This is a genomic window from Caproicibacterium sp. NSD3 (assembly GCF_053613275.1).
The window spans coordinates 2,037,648-2,063,138 of record NZ_CM132119.1; the positions used below are offsets into that span (position 1 = coordinate 2,037,648).

The window sequence follows — 25,491 nt, forward strand, 5'->3', positions numbered from 1 at the left end:
GGGGAAAATAAAATGTACCGCTTTTTTCAGATTTTCAAAATGGATCTATCCAACAACTTCAAGAATCCGGTTTTGATCAATTTTAACTTGGTCTTTGCGATTGTGATGATTCTGATTATGGGTTTCCTTACGAGTGGAAACTACGCAAATGCGATGGATGCCTACAACTATTATGCGGTATCCTTTTTGATCTTCGGCATGATGCAAGGTGCCATGACGGCGACAAACTGTTTTATGGAGCGCGATATTAAAAAACCAAATCTTCGGATTCTTTCTTCGCCGTGCGGGAAATTCCCAATTTACTTTTCGAAGATGCTCGCTTCATTCTTATTTGATTATATTCTTCACTTGCTGGTTGCAGTAATTTTGCTGATTGCCGGAATCAACCTTGGCGGTCAAAATGTCGGCTGGATTCTTTTGATGATGATTCCCGTTGAATTTAGTTCTGCGGCACTCGGCGTGCTATTCTGCTGCATCTTTCACTGTGAAGAAACAGCAAGCACCATTCTGAGTCTATTCGTCTCAATCATCGCTTTTTTAGGAGGAGCATTCTTTTCACTCGATGGCCTTGGTTCCACACTTGCAGCCATCTCGCGCATCTCCCCCGTAAAAATGCTGATCGATGTTTTCTTCGCTGTCATTTACGACAACAATCTGTCCGGCGTACTGCCGGTTCTTTTCATCAGCACTGCATTCAGTGCTCTGTGTATTTTTGGATGCCAAAAAACTTTTCGAGCGGAGGATTATCTATGAATAACGTACTTCGGAATAATTTTAGCCGTATTTTTGGCCGTCTGCCTTCTGTTATCATCATGCTCGCAATCACACTTCTCTCAATCTTTCTCGCTGTCTATATGACCGGCACTGAACAAATTAGAGGCCATATTGCACTGGTAACAGACAACAGTGCGGTAGAAATCGATTCAAACTACCTCAGTATAGAAGTCATGGAGCAAGAGCCCCCTATGTCACAGCTTGTCTCTCAGAAATACGACGCTATTGTCACCGACCACGGAAATGGTCAATTTGACATTGAAACTCTTCGCGGCAGCGATTTCAAAGACATGCTGCAACTTCTTTTACAGAACCCACAGGCAAAAATTCCGGCACAAAAGAGTGACCGGAGCGTCGGGGTGAATATTATCGGATTTCTCATGGTCTTTCTTGGCACGAGTGTGTTTTTCTACTTTTTCCCGTTTGCGGACGATAAGGAACAGAATCAGCTTCTGCGCATTGCGGCGTCGCCGCTGTCGTTCCGGCGATATCTCGCCGCACACTTTCTTTTCTGTCTACTTTCATTTGTGCCGTCGTTCGGCATGCTCGTCATTATGAAAGCCGCCGGGTGGGATATCGGTTTCTCCCTGCCCCAATATGCCGGATTGCTGCTCCTTCTGGCTATGTTGGGCAGTACATTTGCATTGTTTCTCAACACATTTATCAAAAAGCCCGATAATGCAAACATGTTTGGCAATTCTATCTTGATCGTTACCTCAACGCTTGCCGGCGCTTTTTACTCCTTCAGCAAAAGCAACGCATTTCTTGACAATTTAATTCACATCCTGCCACAAAAGCAGTTTCTCGAATTTGCAATCGACCTGCAAAATGGAGAAGAATGGCAGCACCTGTTCCCTCTCATTTATATCATTCTATTTTCCGCTGTCATGTTTGGTCTGGCCTATCGGAAACTAAAGCATGATTACGTGGAGCGGATATGACGGCTCTTGCAAAAACAGAACGGGCGGTTTACAATCAAAGCAACACTAGTTTTAGGAGTGGATCACCCATGAGCGCTGACGTCAAAAAAGAAGAGAAGCCTTTTCTTCTTTCTACAAAACTAAAAATGCCCCGCCCGCGGCGGGATTATATTATTCGCCGCCCCCTGTTCCAAAAGCTCAAACTGTGCAATGAAATGAGTATCGTCTTCATAAAGGGAGCAGCAGGCATGGGCAAGACGACACTGCTCTCGTCATTTCTTGTTGAAACTGACCTAAAAAATACTGCATGGCTTTCTCTCGACGAAGGCAACAACAATTTATTTTCATTTTGGCACTATTTTTTTGCGGCAGCAGGCTCCCTTCTAAACGAAAAGATTGATTTTGGCCTTCAGCCCAGCCCGATGTTTGAACTGCACGAAGTAAAAAGCAATCTCGTCTTCTTAATTAACCGCCTGTGCAGCAGCACCGATTATTATATTATTCTCGACGATTTTCACTGTATCACCAACCCGGCACTTGTCGATTCTTTCGAGTTTTTTCTTCGGGCGATGCCGGAAAATCTTCATCTTTTTCTTCTTTCTCGTGAAGAGCCCCCGGTATATCTTGGTGCATTGGCCGTTTCCGGAAAGCTGTTGTATCTTTCCGGCGAAGATATGAAGCTCAGTCGAAACGAAAGTATGGAATTTTTGCGTAAAACCATGAAGCTGAAGTCTGACGATGCACAGCTGGAAAAAATCAGCAATTTTGCAGAAGGCTGGGTCGGCGGACTTCAGCTTGCCGCAGCAAGCGGAGACCTTTCGGGCGATCTTCTGAAACAAGGCGGCGGCTTCGTCGCAGAATATCTGACACGGGAAATTTTTGAAAAACTTTCGCCCAAAGAGCAGACATTTCTTGTGCGGACCGGTTCGCTTTCATGGTTTGACCAAAAAATCTGCTCTGCGCTTTTTGAATCGCTTGACTTTGGCTCGATGATGGAAGACTTACTGGACAAAAATCTTTTCGTCATCTGCATTGATGAAGAAAAAGGAATTTACCGTTACCACAATATTCTTGGAGAATATCTCCGGCAGCAATTCTCGGCGCTTCCGGAACAGGAACAAAAAGAAATTCTCTGTAAAGCTGCTGGCTATTTTGCCCGAGAAGGGGACTTTGGTGAAGCGGCAAGGCTTTTCTTACAGGCAAAAGATTATGATGGGGCAACACAAAACGTTTTAGAAATGCCAATCAACACGGAAGCTGGGGAATACATCAGCCAAATTCCGATTGACATTGTCGCAAAAAGCATTGACCTCTCTGCGCGTGGAATGTTTTATTACGTCGATATTGGCAACATAGAAAAGTTTGACCAGCTCTGCGAATCTGCGATTGAAGCCTGGAAAGATACCCCCTTTTGTAAAATGCTTCAGTATGCGTACAATTTGCTTTCAAAGAGAGGCCCTTCTATTCTTCCCCGTACATTTTCACTTTCAGATTTTAAAGAATATGGAATGCGAAAAGAAACCGCTGCCTTTATCCAGCTCGGTATCTCCAACCTGATGATTATGGATCGGCAGTATAAGGCGGCGAAAGAGTTTGCGGAGAACGCTCAGAAAATCTGCTCGGATTCTCTCGAATTTCGCTATTATATTTACACTTTAAAAGCACAGCTAAATGAGGAGACCGGTCATTTGAACGACGCACTTGAGGATTACCAAAGAATTCAGGGAATCCAAGAAAGTGAAGTCTCTCTGTTTATGCAGGAATATGACTATCACATTGGCATTACCGGAGTCTACCTTAAGCGCATGGAACTTGACAAGGCCTTTGAAAATTTAGAGGCCGCCCGTGCAATGGTCACAAACTCAGCCATGCCCGACAACATGATACTTTACAGTTTTGACTACAATCTGGCGGAATACCATATGCTCCGCGGCGAAACAGAAGAAGGTGCAAAACTGATTCTGCAAATCATAAAATCCAGCAATGTGATTTATTGGGCTGACCGTTTGATGGCAGAGCTGAATCTTTCGGGCTACATGCAGCCTGAACTAAGAAAACAAATTTTGGCAGAGTTTGAGTCATACCCAACCAAAAGCATTTCTCCCAGTCTTTCCTTTGAGCTTCTATGTGCAAGGCTGTATCTACAGGGCGGAAACTTCGAAAAAGCAAAAGCAATCATTAAAAGCGTTCTTGCCTTTTCTCGGGAAAATGGAAACTCTCTGCGCCTTGTAGAAGCAGACTTGCTCCTTTTGCACACGACCGACTCCTCTACGCCCGCCGGACGACGGCAGCAAAACAATCTGCTGCGCGAAGCGATTTACTATGCGTGGGAGAACCGCATTCTTCAGCCGTTTTATGTGGATCGAGATGCAGTAAACCCACTTTGGGACAACTTTACCGCAGCACTCTTCGACAAAATAAGCGAGCCAGAACGGATTTTTGTCCGTGACGCGATGCGGATTTGTTCTAGTGATACACCAAAAGCGGAAAAAAGCTTACTCAGCTCCCGCGAAACAGAAGTACTCATTGAGCTTGCGCAAGGAAAAACAAACCAGCAAATTGCAGAGGATCTCTGCATTTCGCTTTCCACTGTAAAAACGCATTTAATTAGCATCTATGGAAAACTTGGTGTTTCTTCACGGCTCGCTGCAACATCCGAAGGAAAGCGGCTCGGCCTCATTTCATAGCCCTTTAAAAATCAATTGTTTTCGTGCAAAAAACGAGACAAGGGAGGCAATCTCATAAAGAGACTGCCTCCCTTGTCTTATTGAATGGACTCTAAAAGAAAAACTAGAAGAATAATGAGTCTTAAAATCTAATTATGCGGCCTTGTAGGTATCTTCGAGCGTAATTCCGGAGTTATAAGTCAGAATGCCAGGAAGATTGACAAAGCCCTTTACATCTGCGGAGGTTGCGAAAATTTGCTCACGATAATTAATAAATACGAACGGAGAGAGTTCCAAGATTTTCTCGCGGAACTGATCATAAATTGCTGCGCGCTTTGTAGGATCCAGTGTCTCGCGTCCTTGTTTCAGGAGTGAATCAACTGTTGCATCGCTAAATCCAGGAGCACTGTTCATACGAGTATCTCCGCTCTGGAAATAGTTTGTACACCAATCCATATCCACGATGTTACCAGCTGTTCCGCTGACCAGGATATCATAATCTCCGGTGTTAGAACGCTGAATACGAGTAGACCAGTCGGGCAGTTCTACTTCTGCGTTGATTCCAACCGCCTTAAGGCTATCCTGAACAACCAGTGCTGTCTGCTTATGGAAATCATAGGTAGAAGTTGAAAGAATTTTTACATTAAATCCGTTTGCATATCCAGCTTCTTTCAAAAGCTCTTTTGCTTTATCAGGATTATACTGGAAATAGTTATCATATTTTCCGTCGTATCCGTTTTGTCCGTCAATCGTCGGGAAGCCATACATTGCAGTGCCGCGGCCCATAAATGCGGTATCGATAACGCCCTGACGGTTAACTGCATAGGCGATTGCCTGGCGAACTTTTGGATCTGCAAGAGGTCCCTTTGTGCAGTTGATCTGCAGGCACATAAACGGTCCTTCAGAAACATCTACTGTATAGTTGCTGTCCTTTTCCAATGCAGTTGCATCATTTGCACCTACATAGTCAATCAGATCCGCTTCTCCACTCTTTAAGGAGTTTACTCGAGTGGTATTGTCGGTTGTAACAACAAAATCCAATTCCTTTGTTTCTGGTTTTCCTGGTTTATAGAAGCCATCGAATGCTTTCAATGTAATCTGACGGCCTTTATCCCATGATCCCAGTGTATAAGGACCGCTGCCCATAGGATTCGCATTCAAATCATTGTTATGAGAATTGCACCATGCTTTTGACACAATTACCGCTTCAGGAAGTGTCAAATAGTCAATAAATGGAGCACAAGGCTGTTTGAGCACAAACTTAACTGTTTTTGCGTCCACTACATCAATATGATCCAACATGTTGGCAAAATCACTCCGGAAAGTAGCAGATACCGATGCATCAAGCTGACGCTCAAAGGAGAATTTAACATCCTCCGCCGTGACATCACTGCCATCCTGGAATTTTGCATTCTGGCGGATATGGAACGTATAAGTAACATTATCATCTGCTACTTCATAGGACTCTGCAATTTCGTTTCCGATACTTCCGTCTGATTCATAAGCTAGAAGACCGCGGTACATACACATTTTAATCAACCGCACTGCCTGCCCGGACTGAACCATTGGTTCCAATGTGGAAGGATCTGCGCTCAACCCAATTGTAAGAGAATCTGCTTTGTTTGCCGCTGCCGCGGAACTACCCGCTCCGGAAGCAGTTCCGGAACTAGTGCTGCTTCCGCAGCCGCCCATAGAGATCACCATTGCTGCTGACAGCACGCCTACTGCCAATTTCACCCATAACTTACTCTTCATTTTTTGATTCCTCCTTTTTCATAATTGCCGTATTTTTTGCTTTTGTATTTTACGATCAAAAACTGTCTTGCAGCTTCGGATCAAAAATATCACGCAGGGCATCGCCCATCAGATTAACCGCAAGAATAGTGAGACAAAGAAAAAGTGCAGGCCAGAGCATATACATCATATTCACACTCAAATATGCTTTTGCGTCTCCGATCATTTGCCCCCAAGAGGGTTCCGGCGGCTGTACGCCCAACCCCAGGAAGCTCAGTCCAGATTCCAAAAGAATGGCACTGGAAATTGTTAGACTGATCTGAATAATTAAAGGAGAAAAAATATTTCGAAAAATCGTTCCAATCAATATTTTAGGGGTTGTTTGGCCGACGGAAATATCATTTTCGACATATTCCATTTTTTTAACTTTAATCGTAGACGAATTGGCAATACGTGCAAAATGCGGGATATATAAAATTGCCACCACAATCGTCAGATTTCGAACACCCGCTCCGAAAAGGCAAACCACCATCATTGCCAGCAGGATTGCCGGAAAACATAGAATTGTTTCAACCGTACGCATAATAGCATTCCCGGCTTTTCCGCCAATATAACCTGCAACCAGCCCACAAAAGGAACCGATCAGAAACGCTCCTAAAGTTCCTACCAGTGAAACGGTAAGCGAAGGGCGAATTCCATAAAGCAAGCGGGAAAGAATGCAGCGTCCATATTCATCTGTCCCCATCGGAAATTGTGCACTGGCGGCTGCCAGTGTATTAGTAGTATGCATCTCCAATGGATCATGAGGTGCAATAGAAGATCCGAACAGTGCAATAAAGATCATCGGCAGCAGGATAATCAGACTAAAAACAAATTTTTTATTTTGAAGACATCGTTTTATTGTATTCATCAGATAACCCCCTTACCGTACTCTCGGATCTAACAATCCATAGAGAATATCCACAAGAGCATTCGTCAGAATAAAGATTGCTGACATCACCAATACACAACCCTCAATCAGCGGATAATCACGTGCATTAATTGATTTGACCAACAGTGTAGACAAGCCCGGCCAGTTAAATACATTTTCGCAGAGAACTGTTCCGCCGATCAGGTTCCCCATCTGTAATCCGATTTCTGTGATAACCGGAATAAAAGCATTTCTCACAACGTGACGAGAAATAACGACGTGCTCCTTTAATCCTTTTGCACGAAGTGCTCTTACAGATTCACTCGATAAGGCTTCCAAAACAGAAGAGCGCGTCATTCGCATAATCGAGGCTGCAATTCCCAGCGCCAGCGTAAACGCCGGCAAGATCAATCTTAAAAAATGTGCTCCTGCATTTTTTGAAATATCCGTATATCCACTGGAAGGCATTGCAAAACCAAAATGGAAGATATCCAAACTGAAAACAATAATAAATAGATAGCCAAGGACGTAAACCGGAATAGAAGTTCCCAGGGAAGCTCCGGTTGTCATAATCAAATCTGAAATTTTGCCTCTCTTTTGTGCGGAAAGTACACCGAGCGGCAAACCAATGATACAGGCTAAAATCATTGCAACAAATGCAAGTTCCAACGTACGGGGAAGCCGTGTCCCAATAGAGGCCATAACCGAAATCTTTTCGCTGTAGGATTGTCCCAGGTTGCCCTGTAACGCTCCAAAAATCCAGCTTCCATACTGCTGCAAAATCGGCTTATCGAGTCCCAATTGGGAACGTAACGACTCTACCGCAACAGGATCGGGGTTCGTATCAGTTCCAAGCATTTGCAAGACCGGATCACCTGGCATCATATGTACCAGGATAAACACAATTGTCATGACTGCAAAAAGCATGACAATTGCTGTTCCAACTCGTCTCAGAATAAAATTTTTCACTGTACATCTCCCTCCTTTTCATATAAAAAGCAGGCAACTGCATGTCCGTCTTTTAAATGATAAAAGGGAGGACGCTCTTTGCTGCAGCGTTCCGTTGCTTTCCAACAGCGCGTACAGAAACGGCAGCCTTGGGGCACATTGACCGGGCTTGGAATATCTCCCTGCAGAATAATCCGATTCGGCTTATCCGGCACGGAAGGATCCGGAATTGCAGAAAGGAGTGCCTGCGTATAGGGATGCAACGGGTTATGATAAAGTTCCGTTGCTTCTGCCGTTTCCATGATAGAACCGAGATACATGACCGCAATTCGGTCGGACATATGGTTGACAACCGAAAGATTATGAGAAATAAAAAGATAAGTTAATTTATCTTCTCTCTGCAGCGCTTTCAAGAGATTCAAAATCTGCGCCTGAATCGAAACATCCAGCGCCGATACCGGTTCATCACAGACGATCAGTTTTGGCCGCATCGCCAGCGCACGAGCAATTCCGATACGCTGTCTTTGTCCACCGGAAAATTCATGGGGATACCGGTCAATATAAGCTGATGGCAATCCCACTCTTTCCATTAACTGTAGTATTTGCTTTTCTCTTTCTTGTGCACTGCATTTTTCATGAATTCGAATTGGGGTTCCTATAATCTCCCGCACTGTCTGCCGGGGATTTAAAGAATCGAATGGTTTCTGAAAAATCATTCTCATATGCCGACGCTCTTTACGAAGATCATTTTTAGAAAGCTTTCTTAGATCCTTTCCCTCAAAGATCACTTCTCCGCTGTCTGCCGGGATCAGCTGAAGAATCGTACGCGAAAGCGTACTTTTCCCACAACCGGATTCGCCTACGAGCCCGAAAGTTTCTCCTTTGTGAATCGTAAATGAAACATCATCAACTGCATGTACAACTCCATTGGATTTGGAAAACATTCCGCCCTTAATTGGAAAGGTTTTGTTGACATGACATACTTTTAATAAATCCTCACTCAACTTCAACAACCACCTTTCGCCTGCGGAACCGCTTTATGGCACCGCGCAAAATGTCCGGGTTCGATTTCCCGCATTTGAGGCTGTTCCTCTCTGCACCGATCATCTGCCAATGGGCATCTGGTGCAAAAACGGCAGCCTTTTGGCATATGTCGGATATCCGGTACCATTCCGTCGATACTGTAAAGCATATCCTTCTTTTCTCCGACCTTTGGGATCGCCTTCATGAGGCCGGAAGTATAAGGGTGACTGGGGTTATGCATGATGACTTCTGTAGAACCGATCTCCATGGATTGGCCGGCATAAAGCACAATCACATTATCTGCAATTTCTGAAACAACGCCTAAATCATGTGTGATCAGCACAATCCCCATCTGATATTTTTTTTGCATATCTTTGAGCAAATCCAAAATCTGCGCCTGTACGGTAACATCGAGCGCCGTAGTAGGTTCATCCGCAAAAAGGAGTTTTGGATTACAGCTAAGTGCAATTGCGATCATAATCCGCTGGCACATTCCTCCGGAAAGTTCAAACGGATAGGAATCATAGACTCGATCCGGGTGTGGGATTCCGACCGCCCCAATCAATGAGAGGGCTCTGTTTTTTGCTTCTTGCCGACTCACTTTTTCGTGTGCCAAAATTGCTTCAGAAATCTGATATCCAACCGTATACACCTGATCCAGGCTCATCATGGAATCCTGAAAAATCATGGACATTTCGGAACCGCGAATTTTATTCATTTGTGCTTCCGAACATTTTCTGAGATCTTTTCCCTCAAAAATGATCTCTCCAGCGCTGATTCTTCCCTGGTTAGGCAACAATCCCATTACAGAAAGGGAAGCCATCGTTTTTCCACTGCCGCTTTCTCCTACAATTCCAAGCGTTTTTCCACGTTGTATAGAAAAGCTCAGATTATCTACTGCTGTAAAGGATCTTTTTTTGTTCTCAAATACCATCTGCAAATCCTTTACCTGCAATAACTCTTTCTCCAAGCGAATCGCCTTCTTTCTCCAGTGATATAGAAGATAAAAACATCTAAATTACGGAACCATCTTTGTTCCATATTCGAAAGCTCCATAGGTCATGCACGTTTTCGCGGACAGCTCTGCCCCTTTTTCCATTGCCTGCTTCACCATCTCACGATAAGCTTCTGAATCTTTCTGCAAAAGCCCTTCTTTTCTGCCTTCCCCATAAACCAGAAGGACTCCCGTTGCAAAAGAATCGCCGGCACCAAGGGTATCGATTGCTTTCACTAAATGCGGAACATTTTCATAAAAGCAGTTTCCATCATAAAGAATGGCGCCTTTTTCTCCACGGGTTGCAGTAATCAATCCACAGCCCCAACCATACATCTTAATTTCCAGATCCTGCACTTCTTCTTTTGATAAGGAAGAACAAGAGAGAAATGCCGCATTCAGATAAGGACAAATTTTTTGGGTCTGTTCCTTATCTTTCCACGAACCAGAAAAATCATAAGATAAAATTCCGTTTAGTTTTTGCAATTTAGGCAGTTCTTTGACGATATAACTATTATTGCTGGTGTGCATAACGTCAAATTCATTCAGATACTGAAGGTCTTCCTGAGAGAGCACCAATGGGTGATTCCTTAAAGCACCGCCTTTATTGCTTGTAATAAAAACCCGGTCTCCATTTTTCAGGTCAACCATTGCAAAACCATTTTCTTCCGGATACTCTCTGCAATGAGAGTGATCCACGCCCAATAAATCTAAAACATGTTTTACATGCGCAGCTACCGCATCGTTCCCAAAAGCACCCAGATAAGCACTTTGCTGTTTTTCCATTCGACAGTAAACAGCAAAATTCAGCGCCTGCCCTCCTGGAAACATTTGCGATAAATGCCGGTATTTATCGCAGACATTATCTCCGATTCCAATCGTTCTAATCATATCCGTTACCCTCCGCAGTAATAGAAAATCGAAAATTATAATCCTGCATTTTCCCACTTTGATTATTTCAATGTTAAGATATCAGTTGTTCCTCTTTTTATATTGTTCCAATATAATATCTTATATATCATTATATACACCAATTTTTTTTAAAAGTCAATTATTAGTCGCATAATATTTAGTATTCATTTTATTTCATCAATCTTTTGGTAATTTTTTAACAAAATTAATTAATATCCAAATCATTCGTTGTTTTTTAAATCTTCACAAAAACTTGAGCCTTTTTTTATTACTTTTCGAAGTTGAAACAGAAAAAATCCATTCATTTTGAACTTTTTATCATCATAAAATTCATAATTTGCAAAATAAAAGGGCTAAAAACTTTTAAAAAGTTTAAAAAAACCATTGAATTTTCTAAGATAAATAAAAAATTCAATGGCATAAAATTGATCTCAAACAATGATAATAAAAATAATAATTTTTTCAGCGCACAATAAAATCGAAATCTTCACCGTACCCTACCTGATGACAGGTATGCAGAACATCCCCATCTCCCTTTCGGGTACAGCTGTCAATCTGGAGCATGGGAGTTCCGCGGCTCACTTCCAACAATTTTGCCGTTTTAGAATCGGCGCGGACTAAACGAAGGATCACTTCACCCGGAATAATTTCAATTCCTTTTTTCTCACGAAGATAGTGATACAGAGAATTATGCTCTAAATCGACCGCCAACAAATAAGCATATTCCATAGAAAAATAGTTATCCTCGATCACCAGAGGGCGACCATCTGCATAGCGAAGGCGCAAAATTCTGACTGCCTGGGCTCCCGGGCTCAGTCCCAACCATTTGACTACCTGTTCATTTTGGGGAATTTCCACTCCGGAAAAGAGTATTTTCGCACTGGCCTTCATTCCATTCGCAGCACAAATTTCTGTAAAGCTCATTCCAGGGCGATTAAATGCTTTACGTAATTTTGGCGCAGCAACAAAAGTCCCTTTGCCCTGCTTTTTTTCAACAAGGCCCTGCTTAACCAACTCTGCAATCGCTCTTCGGATCGTAATTCGGCTTACACCATACTGCGTACTTAGCTCATCTTCTGTTGGCAGTTTTTGATGTGGAGCCAGACTTCCGCTATTCATTTCCTGCTTGATGCTCTCCATGATCTGTTCATACAGCGGCACAATGCTCTCATAATTTAATTCCATAATGTTTTCTTCCCTTTTTATCTAATTTTTAAATTACATAAATATAATCACCACTGCTAATCATTATAATATGTTTTATATGAAATCACAACATTTCATATATTTATTTTTTTCAAAAAAGCAGGTCCGCCCGAAGAAAAAAAGGCGAAGCCTGCTTTAAAAAGTCAAACACTAAAAAGATAACCTGATCTGATTAATAATTAAATTTCCACATATATCTGCGATAAGTCATGGGGTGCATCCGAACCTCTCCCATTGCAGCAATTAACTGCTTACTGATTGGATGCAGAAGCAAGGAATTAAAGTATTCCGCAACAGAAGCGTCGAGCTGATCGAGTCCCAATTCTTTCGCATCAACCACAAAATGATGTCCGCCAAACTGATCAAGGAAACGCTCTGCCCGTTCGTCCAAGTATCTGGTACGTCCTACACTCTTTAAGAGCAAAACCGCCAAACTTGCATCGGTTGTTTCAAATGCACCATGAAAATACTCTCCGGAATGGATCGGGACACAATGTACCGTCTGCATTTCCTGGAAGAAGCAAAACGCATCGGAATAAACAGCTTCCCATGCAACACCGCTGCCTAAAACATTGAAAACGGTATCATCTTTATACCGCATTCCAAACTGTACCGAGATCGGTTTCATTGTCTCGTGCGCAGCGGCATAGATTGCAGGAAGTTTTTCAAAAGCTTCTAAAGCTTTCTCATAATTCTGATAGTGGTCATACTCTTTTAAAAGCCAGAACGCGACCTTAAGGGCTGTTCCTTGGCTGTTGTAATGAACCAGAGAAGCGTCTTCATACCACTCATCTGCATGATAATAGGTAATATAATACTCGGCTGTCTTAGCTGTCAGGCTATCGGCATAACCGGTAAGTCCAATCGTAACAGCACCAAGTTTTTTCGCTGTTTTGACAGCTTCTACTGTTTCTGCTGTTGCTTTTGTTGATGTGCAGATCACCAAGCTGTTTTTTCCAACGCATTTCGGCGTTGCATGAACAAACTCATTGCTGTTATATCCAAATACACTAAGATTGGTACTCTCAGCATTCAGAAGATAACGTGCCGGATAAGAAGAAGCGAAAGAACCACCACAGGCTACAAAAACGACATACTTAAGCCCGCCATTCACTTTTTCGAACTGAGCTTTTACCTGCTCCATAACATCGGTAACTTCCTGCATTCCTTTGATCATATAAAAACTTCCTTTCCTATTAAGTTGTAATCAGCGCAGTGCTGCAGTCGCTTTTTCGTCAACATGGTAGTCTCCGTCCGAAGTTTCCAAAATAACAACACCATACAGTTCTTTTGCTTTTTCAACTGATACTTTCTGTTCGACAACATCTTTCAAGACTTTTTCTACCGGACGTTTTTTAGGATCTCCGTATCCGCCGGCTCCCGGCGTAATTACACGGATCACATCGCCCTTTTTCATCGGTTTACTGGTTGTCTTATGCCCCATTTTCGTGATCTTGCCGTCCGTTTCAACATGATAGAATCCTCCGGTGCCTCCTTCGAGACCTCCCTCTAATCCCCACGGATGGAACTTATGACGATCGCCAAGGCCGGTATATAAAACATGATCCTGCAGAATTTCCAGCTCTCTCTCGATTCCGCAGCCACCGCGCATTTGTCCAGCGCCTCCGGAATCTTTTTTGAGTTCATATTTTCGGGCAAGAATCTTTGTAAACTCCATCTCTGTCGCTTCGATCGGCATATTAGAGGTATTTGTCATATTCACTTGTACCCCGGAGAGGCCATCATAGTGACGCGATGCTCCGCCGCCGCCAGCAATTACCTCATGGAAAATAAAGACGTTATCGGTACCGATTTCTCCATTTCCGGAAAGGATTGTTGTTGTGCAGGCACCATTTCCTGCTGTTACAACGGTATCCGGGAACACCGGTGCCAGTGCTCCAAAAATCGCATCTGGAATACGCTGGCTGCAGTCAATCTGTGCTCCGATTGGCGCAGGCTCATTTGGATTAACAATACAGCCCTTCGGTGCAATGATCTGAATTGCACGATTAATTCCCTCATTGGCAGGAATATCACTGCCCATGAGTGCTTTTACTGCAAAAAACACGGCCGCTTTCGTGCAGGGATAAGGTACATTGATTGGTGCCTCAATCTGATCTGCAGTCCCGGTAAAATCAAAGATCAGGTGATCCCCTTTAATGGTCACTGCCACAGAAATCGGCAGAGGATCCGGATATTTATCGCCGCAGCCGTCTACATAGTCGATATAAGGATAGGTCCCATCAGGCAGCTTTTTGACAACTGCACGTACACGGCGCTCTGAATATCGAATCAGTTCTTCCATACAATCAATCAGCGTATCCTGATAATGTTCATACGCTTCTTCAATTCTCTGGATTCCGATCAAGTTTGCTGACATCTGTGCTGTGAGATCTCCATAGCGCTCCTGCGGTACACGGGTGTTATCCAAAAGCATGTCCATAACGCTGGGAATCAGTTCTCCGCCCTGACGAATCCGAATGACAGGAATGCGGATTCCTTCCTGGAAGATACTGTCCGCATCCCCCGAAGTGGAACCAGGTACTTTTCCGCCGATATCAGAATGGTGGGCAATATTTGCGATCCAACCAATCAGTTTTTCACCAGAAAAGGCAGGTGCTGCCATAACAATGTCCGGCAGATGATTGCCGCCGCCATGATAGGGGTCGTTTGCAATAAACATATCGCCGGGCTTTACATTTTCCTTGCCGAATTTTTCATAAATATTCGGTACAACACTCAGCATAGAGCCAAGAAGAGCCGCTAAGCTTTCCACCTGTGCCACACTGTTTCCATCGGGATCGATTACAGCAGTGCAAACATCATGGCGCTCTTTCATATTCGTCGAATAAGCACTGCGGATAATGATTCCATAAGTCTCTTCAGCAATACTCATTAAAAGGTTTCGTACCACTTCTACCGTAACGGTATCTGCTTTCTTTCCCGCCATTTCAGTTCACCTCGTTATCTTTAATCAACAAGTTTTCATATCCGTCCACATGAAGAGTCCAGTTTTTGGGAACCACAAGCGTCGTATCCATCTGTTCCAAAATGCACGGACCGGAAAGTGTTTGTCCAGGTACAAAGTCAAAGCGCTGGTAAACCGGAGCTTTCACATATTCGTTTTTCCCTTGGAACAATACTTTGCGGGTTTCAATCGGTTTTGGCAGAGGAGCATCAGGGGTAAGCGGAGCAGGCTTCATTTCCGGCTTATCGATGATTCCAATTGCAGACACACGATAGCTGACAAACTGTACTGCTGCTTTTTCATTGCAGTATCCGTAGCTGCGCTTATGTTCCGCATGGAAATCACGGATTGCCTTTTCCATCTCTTTTTTACTGATTTTGCCGCTGCTTACCGGAATGTTAATTTCAAAATTCTGGCGCTGATAACGCATGTCAATAGAAAATTCAAATTTGCGGCGATCCTGCGGTACCTCTTCACGATCCAGCGACTCTGTTCCCTGCTGCATCATACTCTGGAACTGTTCATTTACTGCAGCAAGATTTTTAGCAACACCGTCTACAATCATAGTCCGGCTCATATCAAATTTGGTATCTGCAAGGAGCAGACCCAAGCTGCAGAAAGTACCCGGATGCGGCGGAATGATAACGGTATGAATTCCGAGGTCTTTGGCAACTTCGCAGGCGTGTAACGGTCCCGCTCCGCCAAATGCCATCAGGCTGAATTCACGCACATCGTATCCCTTTTCTACTGATACGCTGCGCACCGCACGCACCATGTTGGAATTGACAACGGTAATAATTCCGTTTGCCGCTTCTGGTATGCTCAGATCGCTCCGATCACAAATCTTTTTCTGAATGGCTTCCTGTGCCAGTTGTACGTTGACATCCATTCTGCCGCCGAGGATCTTTTTCTGATTGAGTTTTCCAAGAACAATGTTGGCGTCTGTTACGCAGGGATCTTCTCCGCCGCGCTCATAACAGGCAGGTCCCGGCGTTGCACCGGCCGAACGTGGGCCAACCTTCAGTGCGCCGCCTTCATCGATTTTTGCAATAGAGCCGCCGCCTGCTCCGATCGTAATGATATTGATCATTGGAATCCGGCATGGATATCCTTCTACATCACGCTCATTGGAAACCTGCGGCGTATAATTTTCTATCAGAGAAATATCTGCGCTGGTTCCGCCCATATCAAATGTAATGACCTTATCGGCATTGCATTGTTTGCCAATATAAGAGGCGGCAACCGCTCCTGCAGAAGGTCCGGAAACTGCACATTTAATGGGGCAGTCGATTGTTTCTTTAATCGAAATAATCGAACCATTAGACTGCGTGATATACGGTTCCACTTCTACTCCAAGGTCACGAATCGATTCGCGGAAATTATGCACATACTCTTTCATGACCGGTCCAAGATAACTATTGAGAACGGTTGTACTCATGCGGCTATATTCCCGGAATTCCGGTGTCAGTTCACTGGAAATCGTAACATATGCTTCCGGAAATTCCTCTGCAATCAATTCTTTGATCCGCTCTTCATGCTTCGGATTAATAAAGCTAAAGAGTGTGCAGACTGCAATGCTGGAAACTTTTTTAGATTTCAGATACCGAATTACTTTTCTGGTCTCCTCCTCATCCAAAGGAGTCTCTACTTCGCCGTTAAAAAGGATTCTTTCCGGAACCGTACAATTTAAACCGGACGGAATGAGCTGTACCGGCTTTTGTGCCTGCAAATTATAAAGAGAAGGACGACGCTGTGTCCCGATTTCCATCAGATCTTTAAATCCTTTGGTTGTAATCAATCCCATACGTGCGCCTTTTTTCTCAATCAGGGCATTTGTCCCGACTGTTGTGCCATGCGCCAAATAAACGACTTCATCAGCTTTTGCTTTCTTAATCTCCAGTACATCCCGAACTCCTTTTACGATTGCCCGGGAAGGATCCGCCGGTGTGGAACTGTCTTTGTAATGGAACAGTTCTCCAGTTTCCTGATTGAAAACCGAAAAGTCTGTAAAAGTGCCGCCCACATCGACACCAATCATATAACCCATGGATTTTCACCTCGTTAATACTTTTTAGTCATACTATTTGTTTGTTAATGGTCTTTTATAATGTAACGTTATAGTACAACTCAATTTGTAATATATCTTACTGCTGGATATTTGTCAATAGTATCTGGTTAATTACTTTCTTTATTAACAATAATAAAAATTTAAATGATTCAAAAAACTTCTCTTTTAATTTGGGCAAAAGTCAAATGCTTATTATAAATACAGTCACCGCCTATCCAACCACGTTCAAAGAAGCAGTAGAGAAAGTCCCCGTCTACACTGCATCCCAAATCTGAATATCCTCCCTGTTTTAAAAGCTGAATTCCTTTACTCCATGTTTTTCCATTATCCATGCTTCTCCGCAAAGTCAGATTCTGCCGCGCATTCTTGCTCCAATGCAATGTTCCTCCTGCACGATACTGTAAAAGATATGCTTCATCCTTCCATGCGCAGTTTGAAAAAAGTAAAGTTTGGTCGGGTAAAGATAAAATGCTCCCGGCACAAATCGGATCCGGCAGAGAAGGGTCCAGATAAGCATTGCCCCAATGTTCCGGAGTTCCCCTGACAAAAGCCCTGAGACGAGTTTCCGGTGCTCCATGGCGCAAAGTTGCCAACAAACTGCCGTCTGAAAGCTCCGCAACTTCTCCCTCCGTAGGATCAAGGACATCATCATTGGAAAGCACTAAATTACTTCTTTTCCATGTATCCCCATGATCTTCACTATACAAAGAAGCAAAGCAGGCCGGATTATGAGCATTGATTCCACAGCTGAGCCACAAAGGAAGCACCAAAGTTCCATTTTTCATTTGAAGGCCGTGCCCCGGTGCAACTGCAAACAATGTTAATGGCCAATCTTTTCTCCAGCCTTCCACAACATTTGTCAGCTCCACCTGAGGCAGCCAGCTTTCCCCATAATCTTGGCTTTTCTGAAAATACAGTCGTTTATAATCCTCATTCCAGAAAAAATAAACCTCCTTTCCCGTTCCTGAAATCATCAGAGGATTATGCACCATAACTCCGTCTTTTTCTTTTTTTAAAGCGGAAGGTTCCCCAAAACTTTTTCCTCTGTTACAGCTTCGCCGCAAGAGCAATCTTCGCTGATCCGACGCAGCAGCACGCGCTTCGTAATACAGCAAAACGTCATCGTTGCTAAGCACCACCATCCCTGGCACCCGGTACATGTCGTAACCGTTTTTTCCATACGTCTCGATGTCTGTCAGAGAAATTTCACTCATTCAATCGGCCCCTTTCTTTTAAATTCTTATATATCGTTCTATTACATTATTTTTCATATCTAATTGTATTATAGTTAGATCTCCATAAAATGCAAGTACTAAACAAAAATTATGCACATAATTTTTTTTATTAAGTAAATTTGCACTTGTCAGAAAATGATTCTACGAGTAAAATAAAAGCAGATTTAGAAAAAGACTGAGCTTTGATGCTGTCTTTATTCTGATCACACGAAATTAATCAATGAGTCTTTTAGAATGACAGGTGGACAAAACCATGTACTATTTATCACATTATTCCTCACCCGTTGGTTTTCTATCTCTAGTCGCAACCGATCAATCCCTAGTAGGGCTATGGATTGAGGGACAAAAATATTTCAAAAGCACTTTGTCAGATCCCCCAATTGAGCAGGAAAATCTGCCCATCTTATCCATGACGAAACTTTGGCTGGATCGATATTTTGCAGGCGAAAAGCCTTCTATTTCCGAACTATCTCTCTCTCCTTCCGGCAGCGAATTTCGCCAAACAATCTGGAAAATCTTATGCTCTATCCCATACGGCCAAGTCATGACATATGGGGAGGTTGCCAAAGAAGCGGCAGTCATCCTGAAAAAAGAAAAGATGTCTGCACAGGCAGTCGGCGGTGCGGTAGGACACAATCCAATTTCAATCATCATTCCCTGCCATCGGGTCATCGGTACAAATGGGAACCTTACCGGCTATGCAGGAGGGATTGATAAAAAGCAAAAGCTGCTGGAGCTAGAAGGTGTTGATCTATTAAAAATACAACGTGAAAAAAAGGCAAAATCAGCCTCACAAAAGTCATAGACAAATCCATTATTTTTTCCTTTTTCCGTATGTTAACTTTCGATTTGTCCATACTGAAAAAGAGGTGATTGCTTTGAAAGACATGGAGCTGCCTTTGGGATTCGGTATGGCGTTGGCACAAAATGAAGCAGCCATGCAAAAATTTGAATCCTTATCTAAAGAGGAAAAAGAAGCTATTCTTCAAAAAACGCACACGATCGATTCCAAAAACGAAATGCGTGCACTGGTAGACAGTCTTGCTTCTGAAAACTTTTCCGCTTTTTCATGAAAGAAAGAAGCCTGCAAATTGGTTCTCATGAATCAACTTGCAGGCTTCTTTTTTAATCTTCTTTTGATTTTTCTTCGTTTTCTTTTAAAATCTGCGATGGCATTTTCCACGCATTATGATTGGTATGTAAAAGATCGTGTGCTTTTCCCTTAAGTGGTTGTCCTAAATATTTTCGATACAAAATTTGAACTTCCGGATTCTCATGGGAGAAGCGAAGAGGCATCGCGGAATCAATTTGCCAGAGACACTCTCCGCGCTTTTCTGCCAGTTCCAGCCCTTCATGAATCGGCTGTCCGCCGCCTCCGGCACAGCCTCCCGGACAGGCCATCACTTCTACAAAGTCATAGGAAACATCACCTTTATCGATTGCTTCCATCAGTCTGCGCGTATTGGAAAGACCGCTTACCGCTGCCACATGAACCTTTCCGATTTTCGGAATAGAAAACGTTCCTTCTTTCCACGGGTGCGTTTTGTAAACAAGCTGAAAAGCATCCGGATCCGGCTTAGACCCAGTCAAAAAGCAATACGCCGAACGCAGCGCGGCAACCATTACGCCTCCGGTAGCACCAAAGATCACTCCGGCTCCCGTGCTAGTACCCAGCGGAGAATCAAAGGATTCTTCCTTTAAATTGACCGGTACAATATGTTCACTGTGAAAAACGCGACAGATCTCACGGGTGGTAAGTACAGCATCTACCGATGGCACTCCGTGAGCATCTTTCATGGTCGGCAATTCACTTTCTTGCTTTTTTGCAATGCAGGGCATGATAGAAACTACAAACAGCTTTTTGGGATCAATTCCCTTCTGCTCTGCAAAATAGCTCTTCACTACCGATCCAAACATCTGCTGCGGAGATTTCGCTGTAGAAAGGCAATCCACATAAGAAGGGTACTGCGATTTCAAGAACCGTACCCACGCCGGGCAGCAGGAAGTAAACATCGGCCAACGATATTGATTGCGATGAGTCAATTTTTTAGCAAGCTCATGGCTTTCCTCTACAATCGTCAAATCAGCGGAAAAATCGGTATCAAAAACATAATCGAAACCAACATGCCGCAAAGCTGAAACCAAGCGGCCAATCGTTGCAAATTCCGGTGAAAGCTGAAATGCTTCCGCCCACGCTACCCGAACAGCGGGCGCAACCTGCACTACCGTTGTGATTTCCGGATCTGCCAAAGCGTGAAACACCTCATTTGTATCATCCCTAGCGGTCAGTGCCCCAGTAGGACAATGGGTCACACACTGTCCGCAATAAGTACAGTCGGTATCCTTCAGTTTCCGATTATAGGAAACATCAACCGTTGTTCTCGACCCGGTTCCAGCCACGTCCCAAATCTTCATATTCTGTACTTTATCACAGATTTGGATACACCGCATACATTTAATACACTTACTAGCCTCTCGAATCAAGGGCACATCCATATTGATCTCCGTGCGCTCGATACGAACCCGATATGGCTGATAGTGAATGTTCAGATCATTGGAAAGCTTTTGCAGCATGCAGTTTCCGTTGCGGATACAGGTCGTACAGCTCGTATCATGCTGTGAAAGGATCAGCCGCAGATTGGTACGCCGAGCCTGCCGAACACGAGGAGAATTCGTGCGAACCACCATGCCCTCGAGCAATTCATTATTACAGGCCGGCACAAGGCGGTCTGTCCCATCCACTTCCACGACACAGACACGACAAGCTGCAATTTCATTGATCTCTTTAAGATAGCACAAATGCGGAATCAAAATTCCAACACTTTTTGCAGCGTCCAAAATTGAAGTTCCGTTTTCTACACAGACAGAAAGGCCGTCTATTGTTGCGTTTACCATTGTTTTTCACGACCTCCCTTAAAGTTTCCATATCCAAAGTGATCGCACCGCAGACAGCGAGACGATTCCTGTTTGGCTTCTTCATCCGTCATGCCGCATTCAATACATTCAAAGTCACATTTTCGCTCTGAAGCCTCCCGCATCGTAATATCGATACGCCCTCGCGGCCGCATATCATAAAACCGTGGAGTCGGCACCTCGACCTCGGCTTTGATTTCATGATGGAACCCCAAATATTCATCAATATTGGCAGCTGCCACCTTTCCGGCTGCAATCGCCTGAATAACGGTAGCCGGGCCGGTTACACAATCCCCTCCGGCAAAGACGCCTTCCATCTCCGGCATCTCCGTATTCGAATTTGCAAGCAAGGTACCGCTGCGCTGGATTTTAATGCCGGTTTGTTCAAATCCGGCCGTCTCGATTCCCTGGCCGATCGCCACTACAACAATATCTGCAGCGATCCGTTTCTGCGGGACATCTGCTGTTTTAGGGCGTGGACGTCCGCGGGAATCTTTCTCTCCGATAATCTGCGGCTGGGTCCAAAGTGCCGCTACGTTGCCTTTTTCATCCGCTTCAATCCGAATAGGAACCTGCAAAGTTTGGACTTCGGCTCCTTCTGCAATCGCTCCGACAATTTCTTCTTTCTGCGCGGTCATATCTTCCTGACGGCGCCGATACACACAAGTCACTTCTTTCGCACCAAGCCGTATGGCACTGCGCGTCACATCCATTGCAACGTTTCCGCCGCCTACAACGACGATCCTTTGACCCGTAAAATCGGGCATCTCGTTGTCCCCGATATGCTTTAAAAGTTCCACAGCCGAAACGACACCATGACAGCCATCTTCCCCTTCAATCCCCAGTTTTTTATCACTGTTGGCTCCGATCGAAAGATACAAGCAGTCATAGTCTTGCTTTAATTTACTAAATGTAATATCTGTTCCTACATTGATCTCTGTTTTTACTTCAATTCCCAAGGTCAAAATCGAACGAATTTCTGCATCCATTTTTTCTCTTGGCAACCGGTAATCCGGAATTCCATACCGCATCATCCCGCCTAGCTGCCGATGATGTTCATAGATCGTAACCTTGTGGCCCATCAGCGCAAGATAATAGGCAGCCGACAATCCACCAGGTCCACCGCCTACAACCGCAATCTTTTTGCCGGTAGATGGTGCGCATTTTGGCTGCGGTACTTCGCTCGCATGATCGGCAGCATAGCGTTTAAGGCCGCGGATATTGATTGGGTCATCTACCATGCTTCGGCGACAGCGCGCTTCGCAGGGGTGATCACAAATATATCCGCAAGCAAGCGGCATTGGATTATCTTTTCGAATCAAGCGGATCGCGTCATCGCAGCGTCCGCTGTTAATCAGAGAAATATATCCCGGAATATCGACTCCCGCCGGGCAAAGTGCAACACAAGGAACCGGTGTATGTAAAGCTCCTAGGCAGCGGTGATGAAGAATATGCTCTTCGTAATCATCCCGAAAGCCCTGTAATCCCTGAAGAACAAGCTGTGCTGCATTTACACCGATCGCACAGTCTGCCGTATCCACAATGACCTGTGCGGTCACATGAATTTGATGCAGGATATGCATGGAAGCTTCGCCATCGAGCACCCGCTGCAGCATTTCAGACAGCTGACCTAATCCGATTCGGCACGGCACACATTTTCCGCAGGTCTGCGCATGGCATAAGTTTAAAAAATTCAGTGCCATGTCGATTGGGCACAACCCCGGAGGACTTGCCGCGATCCGCTGCTCCACACTCCGGTAAAGCTGCTCTACAACCGCCTGTGGTTCACTTTGCGTCTTAATATATAATCGGCTCATAAATATCACTTCTTAAAAAATTTTATTTCGACAACCTTTGTTAAAACGTGAACATTAATACTGTATCATACTTTTAAGGAATGTTAAATAAAAAACATCTTTCTTTTAAAAAAATTTTACAAAATATTTCTAGCTGCACTTGATATATAAAAACTCTCCTTTTAAAGCCCATTGCATAAATCGCTATGTGCTTTAAAAGGAGAGTTGAAAATTAATTTTTTGATTCTGATGTGCTTATCCTAAAAAATCTAGAATTCTTTTATAGAATCATTGCTATGTTTTATTTGGTGATACTTCTTTCCCAACACAAAATAAACAATCAGCAAAACAACAGCCACCAGTACAAGGATTCCTATCGTCACGAGGAGCAAAGAAAGCGCCTGATGGGCATAAGTTGTAATCAGAGCATAAAGCGCTTTTTGAGTAATCCCAATTTTCTCAATTCTGCCCGAAAAAGCAACAACAGCCCATGGGACAAACAGTGTTAAAGCGGCACCGGAACAGGCATAAATACAGTAGCGGCAAAAAGAACGTTTATGCCGAAGAAAGTAAAGAAATGCTATCACAAAAAGCGATAAACCAGTCAATCCAATGGTCGCTATTAAGATTGGTTTCTTTAAAAATTGCAGCATACCGGAAGCATACGAAGATAATGGAATATGAATCGTCTCCTGATAGCTTTCGCGGCAAACCTGTGCAAGATACTGCAAAGCCCCATCAACGGTATCCGTCACTTCAATGTTCCGTTCTTTTACGTTTTCCAAAAGCTTTTGATACATTTCCTTCTGGAAGCCGTCAAGATCGATCTCCGGAGCAGAAGGATCATATAATCGATCCACTTCCTCAAAAAGATCCGACTGAACCTGAGTTTCATCTAACGCTGAATCAAAAAACGCTTCATCAAAATCGCTGCTGATTCCATAAGATACAAAAGTTTCCCTCAAGTCCTGTGTCAAATAAGAAACCGCATTGCTTTTGACAATCTGTTCTTTCAGAAAAGACGGAGAAAGGACCGTCATTTGAAGGAGAACCGCACAGGAAAGCAAAAAGAGAAAAAGGCTTAAAAAAAAGGATAGAATCCATGAAATGATATGTTTCATAATTGGCCTATGGTCTGCATTTGATTTTATTGACATTCCATTTTCCCTCCCCTTTTATGATAAGATCTCAGGCCCGGAAACATATTTAGCATAGACAAATACACGATAGGGAGTCGCACCAATCCCTGCTATATTGTGACAGGTATAGAGAATCAGGTTTTCTTCCTGCTTTGTCAGGTCATAGGCAGTCGTATTATCGTATCGAGTCGTCTGCGAACCGGTAATCTCATAAAGATAAGTCCCATAATTTGTGCAAATTTCTACCTGATCTCCAACATTGACGTTCGGGAGTGGGAGAAAATAAGTGTTATTATGTCCGCCAATCAAGATGGTTCTCCCCTGTCCGGGAAGGTAAGTTCCAGAATAAAGCTCCACCCCATTAATCATGTTTTTGATGTTGTCTCCATAAATAAGGGGCGCGTCGATCCCCACCGATGGAATGTGCAGCTCTCCAAAAGTCTCTCCTTCAGAAGGAAATTTGATATCACTGCTTTTTAAGGTATCCCCCGTATTCTGAACGGAGCCCTGATAAATATTGGCAGCATTTTCATCAAATTGAGGAGTGCTGGACGTAAAAGCCAAATCCATCATATTTACATATGGCATGACAACAGGACCAAATGCAACGGCTATCAGGAAAACAGTTAACAGAAAGAAAGCAATGGGATAAAAAATAAATTTTACCCCATTGCTTTTTCTGGATTTTTTTTGAAATCGATGTTCCATGATAATCAGTGAGCTTTTACCAGATGATTCTTAGCGGAAACTGCAACAACCGCTCCCAAAGAACCAAGGACTGCAAGCGTGACTACCATCAAAGCAGTATAATCCGCACCGGTCTGTTTAATTGGATTAGACTGTGTAGAAGTACTGTAAGTTTTTCCATTTTTATCGACAATTGAAATGGTTTTGCCGTCAAAAGTAAGAGTAGCTCCCAATTTTTTAGCAGCTTCGACTGCCATATTCTCAAGCTTTGTCTGAACATCAGATGGGATCTCATTGAAGGCCAGCTTACCCGTATTTGCCCAGGTCTCTTTGGCTTCTTTCAAATCGCTAAGTGCCGTAGAAAGCTGTGCATCCGTTAAATCGTTAGCGTTGAGAAAATCTTCCGCCAATTTAATGTACTGAGCCGGAATCTGCCTTGTCTGTGTACCAATCTGGATTCCAGACTTCATCTCTGTGATAACATCATCTTTTGTGGTTGCAGCGAAAGCCGGAATTGCCATTGCGACCATCATAATTCCTGCACACAAAATTGCAAGTAACTTCTTCATAAAATAACCCTCCTATAAATATTTTTATC

Annotated in this window: 21 protein-coding genes; 5 read left to right on the forward strand and 16 right to left on the reverse strand. The window is 43.7% G+C overall.

Annotated features, from left to right (window positions below; genetic code table 11):
- Positions 1-12 precede the first annotated feature (12 nt).
- From ACVS9P_RS10055 to ACVS9P_RS10065, 3 genes are all read left to right on the forward strand, one after another.
- Positions 13-753, forward strand: coding sequence for an ABC transporter permease (locus tag ACVS9P_RS10055; protein ID WP_452103405.1), 741 nt, complete (start codon positions 13-15; stop codon positions 751-753).
- Positions 750-1,715: an ABC transporter permease gene (locus ACVS9P_RS10060; RefSeq protein WP_452103406.1), complete on the forward strand. Its 966-nt coding sequence runs from the start codon at positions 750-752 to the stop codon at positions 1,713-1,715. Before ACVS9P_RS10055 ends, ACVS9P_RS10060 begins: the two co-directional genes overlap by 4 nt.
- A gap of 68 nt (positions 1,716-1,783) precedes the next feature.
- Complete coding sequence (locus ACVS9P_RS10065) at positions 1,784-4,381, forward strand: LuxR C-terminal-related transcriptional regulator (protein ID WP_452103407.1); 2,598 nt, start codon at positions 1,784-1,786, stop codon at positions 4,379-4,381.
- Between the two features lie 132 nt (positions 4,382-4,513).
- Here ACVS9P_RS10065 and ACVS9P_RS10070 read toward each other — a convergent pair whose 3' ends face one another.
- From ACVS9P_RS10070 to ACVS9P_RS10120, 11 genes are all read right to left on the reverse strand, one after another.
- Positions 4,514-6,115, reverse strand: a complete 1,602-nt coding sequence (locus tag ACVS9P_RS10070; protein WP_452103408.1) for an ABC transporter substrate-binding protein — start codon at positions 6,113-6,115, stop codon at positions 4,514-4,516.
- A gap of 55 nt (positions 6,116-6,170) precedes the next feature.
- Positions 6,171-7,004 (reverse strand): ABC transporter permease, encoded by an 834-nt coding sequence (locus tag ACVS9P_RS10075; protein ID WP_452103409.1) that lies wholly within the window; start codon positions 7,002-7,004, stop codon positions 6,171-6,173.
- 12 nt (positions 7,005-7,016) lie between these two features.
- Positions 7,017-7,973 carry an ABC transporter permease gene (locus ACVS9P_RS10080; protein ID WP_452103410.1) on the reverse strand — a complete coding sequence of 319 codons (957 nt, stop codon included), beginning with the start codon at positions 7,971-7,973 and terminating at the stop codon, positions 7,017-7,019.
- Positions 7,970-8,956, reverse strand: a complete 987-nt coding sequence (locus ACVS9P_RS10085) for an ABC transporter ATP-binding protein (RefSeq protein WP_452103411.1) — start codon at positions 8,954-8,956, stop codon at positions 7,970-7,972. The genes ACVS9P_RS10080 and ACVS9P_RS10085 overlap by 4 nt, the downstream gene beginning before the upstream one ends.
- Before the next feature lie 2 nt (positions 8,957-8,958).
- Positions 8,959-9,945: an ABC transporter ATP-binding protein gene (locus ACVS9P_RS10090; protein ID WP_452103412.1), complete on the reverse strand. Its 987-nt coding sequence runs from the start codon at positions 9,943-9,945 to the stop codon at positions 8,959-8,961.
- Between the two features lie 48 nt (positions 9,946-9,993).
- On the reverse strand, positions 9,994-10,860 hold the full coding sequence (locus tag ACVS9P_RS10095) for a PfkB family carbohydrate kinase (protein ID WP_452103413.1): 867 nt from the start codon (positions 10,858-10,860) through the stop codon (positions 9,994-9,996).
- A gap of 483 nt (positions 10,861-11,343) precedes the next feature.
- The gene (locus ACVS9P_RS10100; protein ID WP_452103414.1) at positions 11,344-12,066 is read right to left on the reverse strand and encodes a GntR family transcriptional regulator; all 723 of its coding nucleotides are present in this window, start codon (positions 12,064-12,066) and stop codon (positions 11,344-11,346) included.
- Positions 12,067-12,259: 193 nt separating this feature from the next.
- Positions 12,260-13,264 (reverse strand): SIS domain-containing protein, encoded by a 1,005-nt coding sequence (locus ACVS9P_RS10105; RefSeq protein ID WP_452103415.1) that lies wholly within the window; start codon positions 13,262-13,264, stop codon positions 12,260-12,262.
- Positions 13,265-13,294: 30 nt separating this feature from the next.
- Entirely contained in the window at positions 13,295-15,037 is a 1,743-nt protein-coding gene (locus ACVS9P_RS10110) for a hydantoinase B/oxoprolinase family protein (protein ID WP_452103416.1), read from the reverse strand.
- A 1-nt stretch (position 15,038) separates the two neighbouring features.
- Positions 15,039-17,102, reverse strand: coding sequence for a hydantoinase/oxoprolinase family protein (locus tag ACVS9P_RS10115; protein WP_452103417.1), 2,064 nt, complete (start codon positions 17,100-17,102; stop codon positions 15,039-15,041).
- 170 nt (positions 17,103-17,272) lie between these two features.
- A complete protein-coding gene (locus tag ACVS9P_RS10120; protein ID WP_452103418.1) occupies positions 17,273-18,337 on the reverse strand; it encodes an exo-alpha-sialidase in 1,065 nt (354 codons plus the stop codon).
- 274 nt (positions 18,338-18,611) lie between these two features.
- Between ACVS9P_RS10120 and ACVS9P_RS10125 the strand changes: the two genes are divergently transcribed.
- Both ACVS9P_RS10125 and ACVS9P_RS10130 read left to right on the forward strand, forming a co-directional pair.
- Entirely contained in the window at positions 18,612-19,163 is a 552-nt protein-coding gene (locus ACVS9P_RS10125; protein ID WP_452103419.1) for a methylated-DNA--[protein]-cysteine S-methyltransferase, read from the forward strand.
- Positions 19,164-19,245: 82 nt separating this feature from the next.
- Positions 19,246-19,431 (forward strand): hypothetical protein, encoded by a 186-nt coding sequence (locus ACVS9P_RS10130; RefSeq protein ID WP_266163532.1) that lies wholly within the window; start codon positions 19,246-19,248, stop codon positions 19,429-19,431.
- Positions 19,432-19,483: 52 nt separating this feature from the next.
- Here the strand turns inward: ACVS9P_RS10130 and ACVS9P_RS10135 are convergent, their stop codons facing one another.
- From ACVS9P_RS10135 to ACVS9P_RS10155, 5 genes are all read right to left on the reverse strand, one after another.
- Positions 19,484-21,253, reverse strand: coding sequence for a [FeFe] hydrogenase, group A (locus ACVS9P_RS10135; RefSeq protein WP_452103420.1), 1,770 nt, complete (start codon positions 21,251-21,253; stop codon positions 19,484-19,486).
- Positions 21,247-23,088 carry an NAD(P)-binding protein gene (locus tag ACVS9P_RS10140; RefSeq protein WP_452103421.1) on the reverse strand — a complete coding sequence of 614 codons (1,842 nt, stop codon included), beginning with the start codon at positions 23,086-23,088 and terminating at the stop codon, positions 21,247-21,249. The genes ACVS9P_RS10135 and ACVS9P_RS10140 overlap by 7 nt, the downstream gene beginning before the upstream one ends.
- 248 nt (positions 23,089-23,336) lie before the next feature.
- Positions 23,337-24,224 carry a hypothetical protein gene (locus ACVS9P_RS10145; protein ID WP_452103422.1) on the reverse strand — a complete coding sequence of 296 codons (888 nt, stop codon included), beginning with the start codon at positions 24,222-24,224 and terminating at the stop codon, positions 23,337-23,339.
- Between the two features lie 18 nt (positions 24,225-24,242).
- Positions 24,243-24,914: a class D sortase gene (locus ACVS9P_RS10150; RefSeq protein WP_452103423.1), complete on the reverse strand. Its 672-nt coding sequence runs from the start codon at positions 24,912-24,914 to the stop codon at positions 24,243-24,245.
- 5 nt (positions 24,915-24,919) lie between these two features.
- Positions 24,920-25,462, reverse strand: coding sequence for a hypothetical protein (locus tag ACVS9P_RS10155; protein WP_452103424.1), 543 nt, complete (start codon positions 25,460-25,462; stop codon positions 24,920-24,922).
- Positions 25,463-25,491 lie beyond the last annotated feature (29 nt).

Coding starts and splice junctions, on each gene's coding strand:
- ACVS9P_RS10055 (WP_452103405.1), top strand. CDS start 13: ATGTACCGCTTTTTTCAGATTTTCAAAATGGATCTATCCAACAACTTC.
- ACVS9P_RS10060 (WP_452103406.1), top strand. CDS start 750: ATGAATAACGTACTTCGGAATAATTTTAGCCGTATTTTTGGCCGTCTG.
- ACVS9P_RS10065 (WP_452103407.1), top strand. CDS start 1,784: ATGAGCGCTGACGTCAAAAAAGAAGAGAAGCCTTTTCTTCTTTCTACA.
- ACVS9P_RS10070 (WP_452103408.1), bottom strand. CDS start 6,115: ATGAAGAGTAAGTTATGGGTGAAATTGGCAGTAGGCGTGCTGTCAGCA.
- ACVS9P_RS10075 (WP_452103409.1), bottom strand. CDS start 7,004: ATGAATACAATAAAACGATGTCTTCAAAATAAAAAATTTGTTTTTAGT.
- ACVS9P_RS10095 (WP_452103413.1), bottom strand. CDS start 10,860: ATGATTAGAACGATTGGAATCGGAGATAATGTCTGCGATAAATACCGG.
- ACVS9P_RS10100 (WP_452103414.1), bottom strand. CDS start 12,066: ATGGAATTAAATTATGAGAGCATTGTGCCGCTGTATGAACAGATCATG.
- ACVS9P_RS10105 (WP_452103415.1), bottom strand. CDS start 13,264: ATGATCAAAGGAATGCAGGAAGTTACCGATGTTATGGAGCAGGTAAAA.
- ACVS9P_RS10110 (WP_452103416.1), bottom strand. CDS start 15,037: ATGGCGGGAAAGAAAGCAGATACCGTTACGGTAGAAGTGGTACGAAAC.
- ACVS9P_RS10115 (WP_452103417.1), bottom strand. CDS start 17,102: ATGGGTTATATGATTGGTGTCGATGTGGGCGGCACTTTTACAGACTTT.
- ACVS9P_RS10120 (WP_452103418.1), bottom strand. CDS start 18,337: ATGAGTGAAATTTCTCTGACAGACATCGAGACGTATGGAAAAAACGGT.
- ACVS9P_RS10125 (WP_452103419.1), top strand. CDS start 18,612: ATGTACTATTTATCACATTATTCCTCACCCGTTGGTTTTCTATCTCTA.
- ACVS9P_RS10130 (WP_266163532.1), top strand. CDS start 19,246: ATGGAGCTGCCTTTGGGATTCGGTATGGCGTTGGCACAAAATGAAGCA.
- ACVS9P_RS10135 (WP_452103420.1), bottom strand. CDS start 21,253: ATGGTAAACGCAACAATAGACGGCCTTTCTGTCTGTGTAGAAAACGGA.
- ACVS9P_RS10140 (WP_452103421.1), bottom strand. CDS start 23,088: ATGAGCCGATTATATATTAAGACGCAAAGTGAACCACAGGCGGTTGTA.
- ACVS9P_RS10145 (WP_452103422.1), bottom strand. CDS start 24,224: ATGTCAATAAAATCAAATGCAGACCATAGGCCAATTATGAAACATATC.
- ACVS9P_RS10150 (WP_452103423.1), bottom strand. CDS start 24,914: ATGGAACATCGATTTCAAAAAAAATCCAGAAAAAGCAATGGGGTAAAA.
- ACVS9P_RS10155 (WP_452103424.1), bottom strand. CDS start 25,462: ATGAAGAAGTTACTTGCAATTTTGTGTGCAGGAATTATGATGGTCGCA.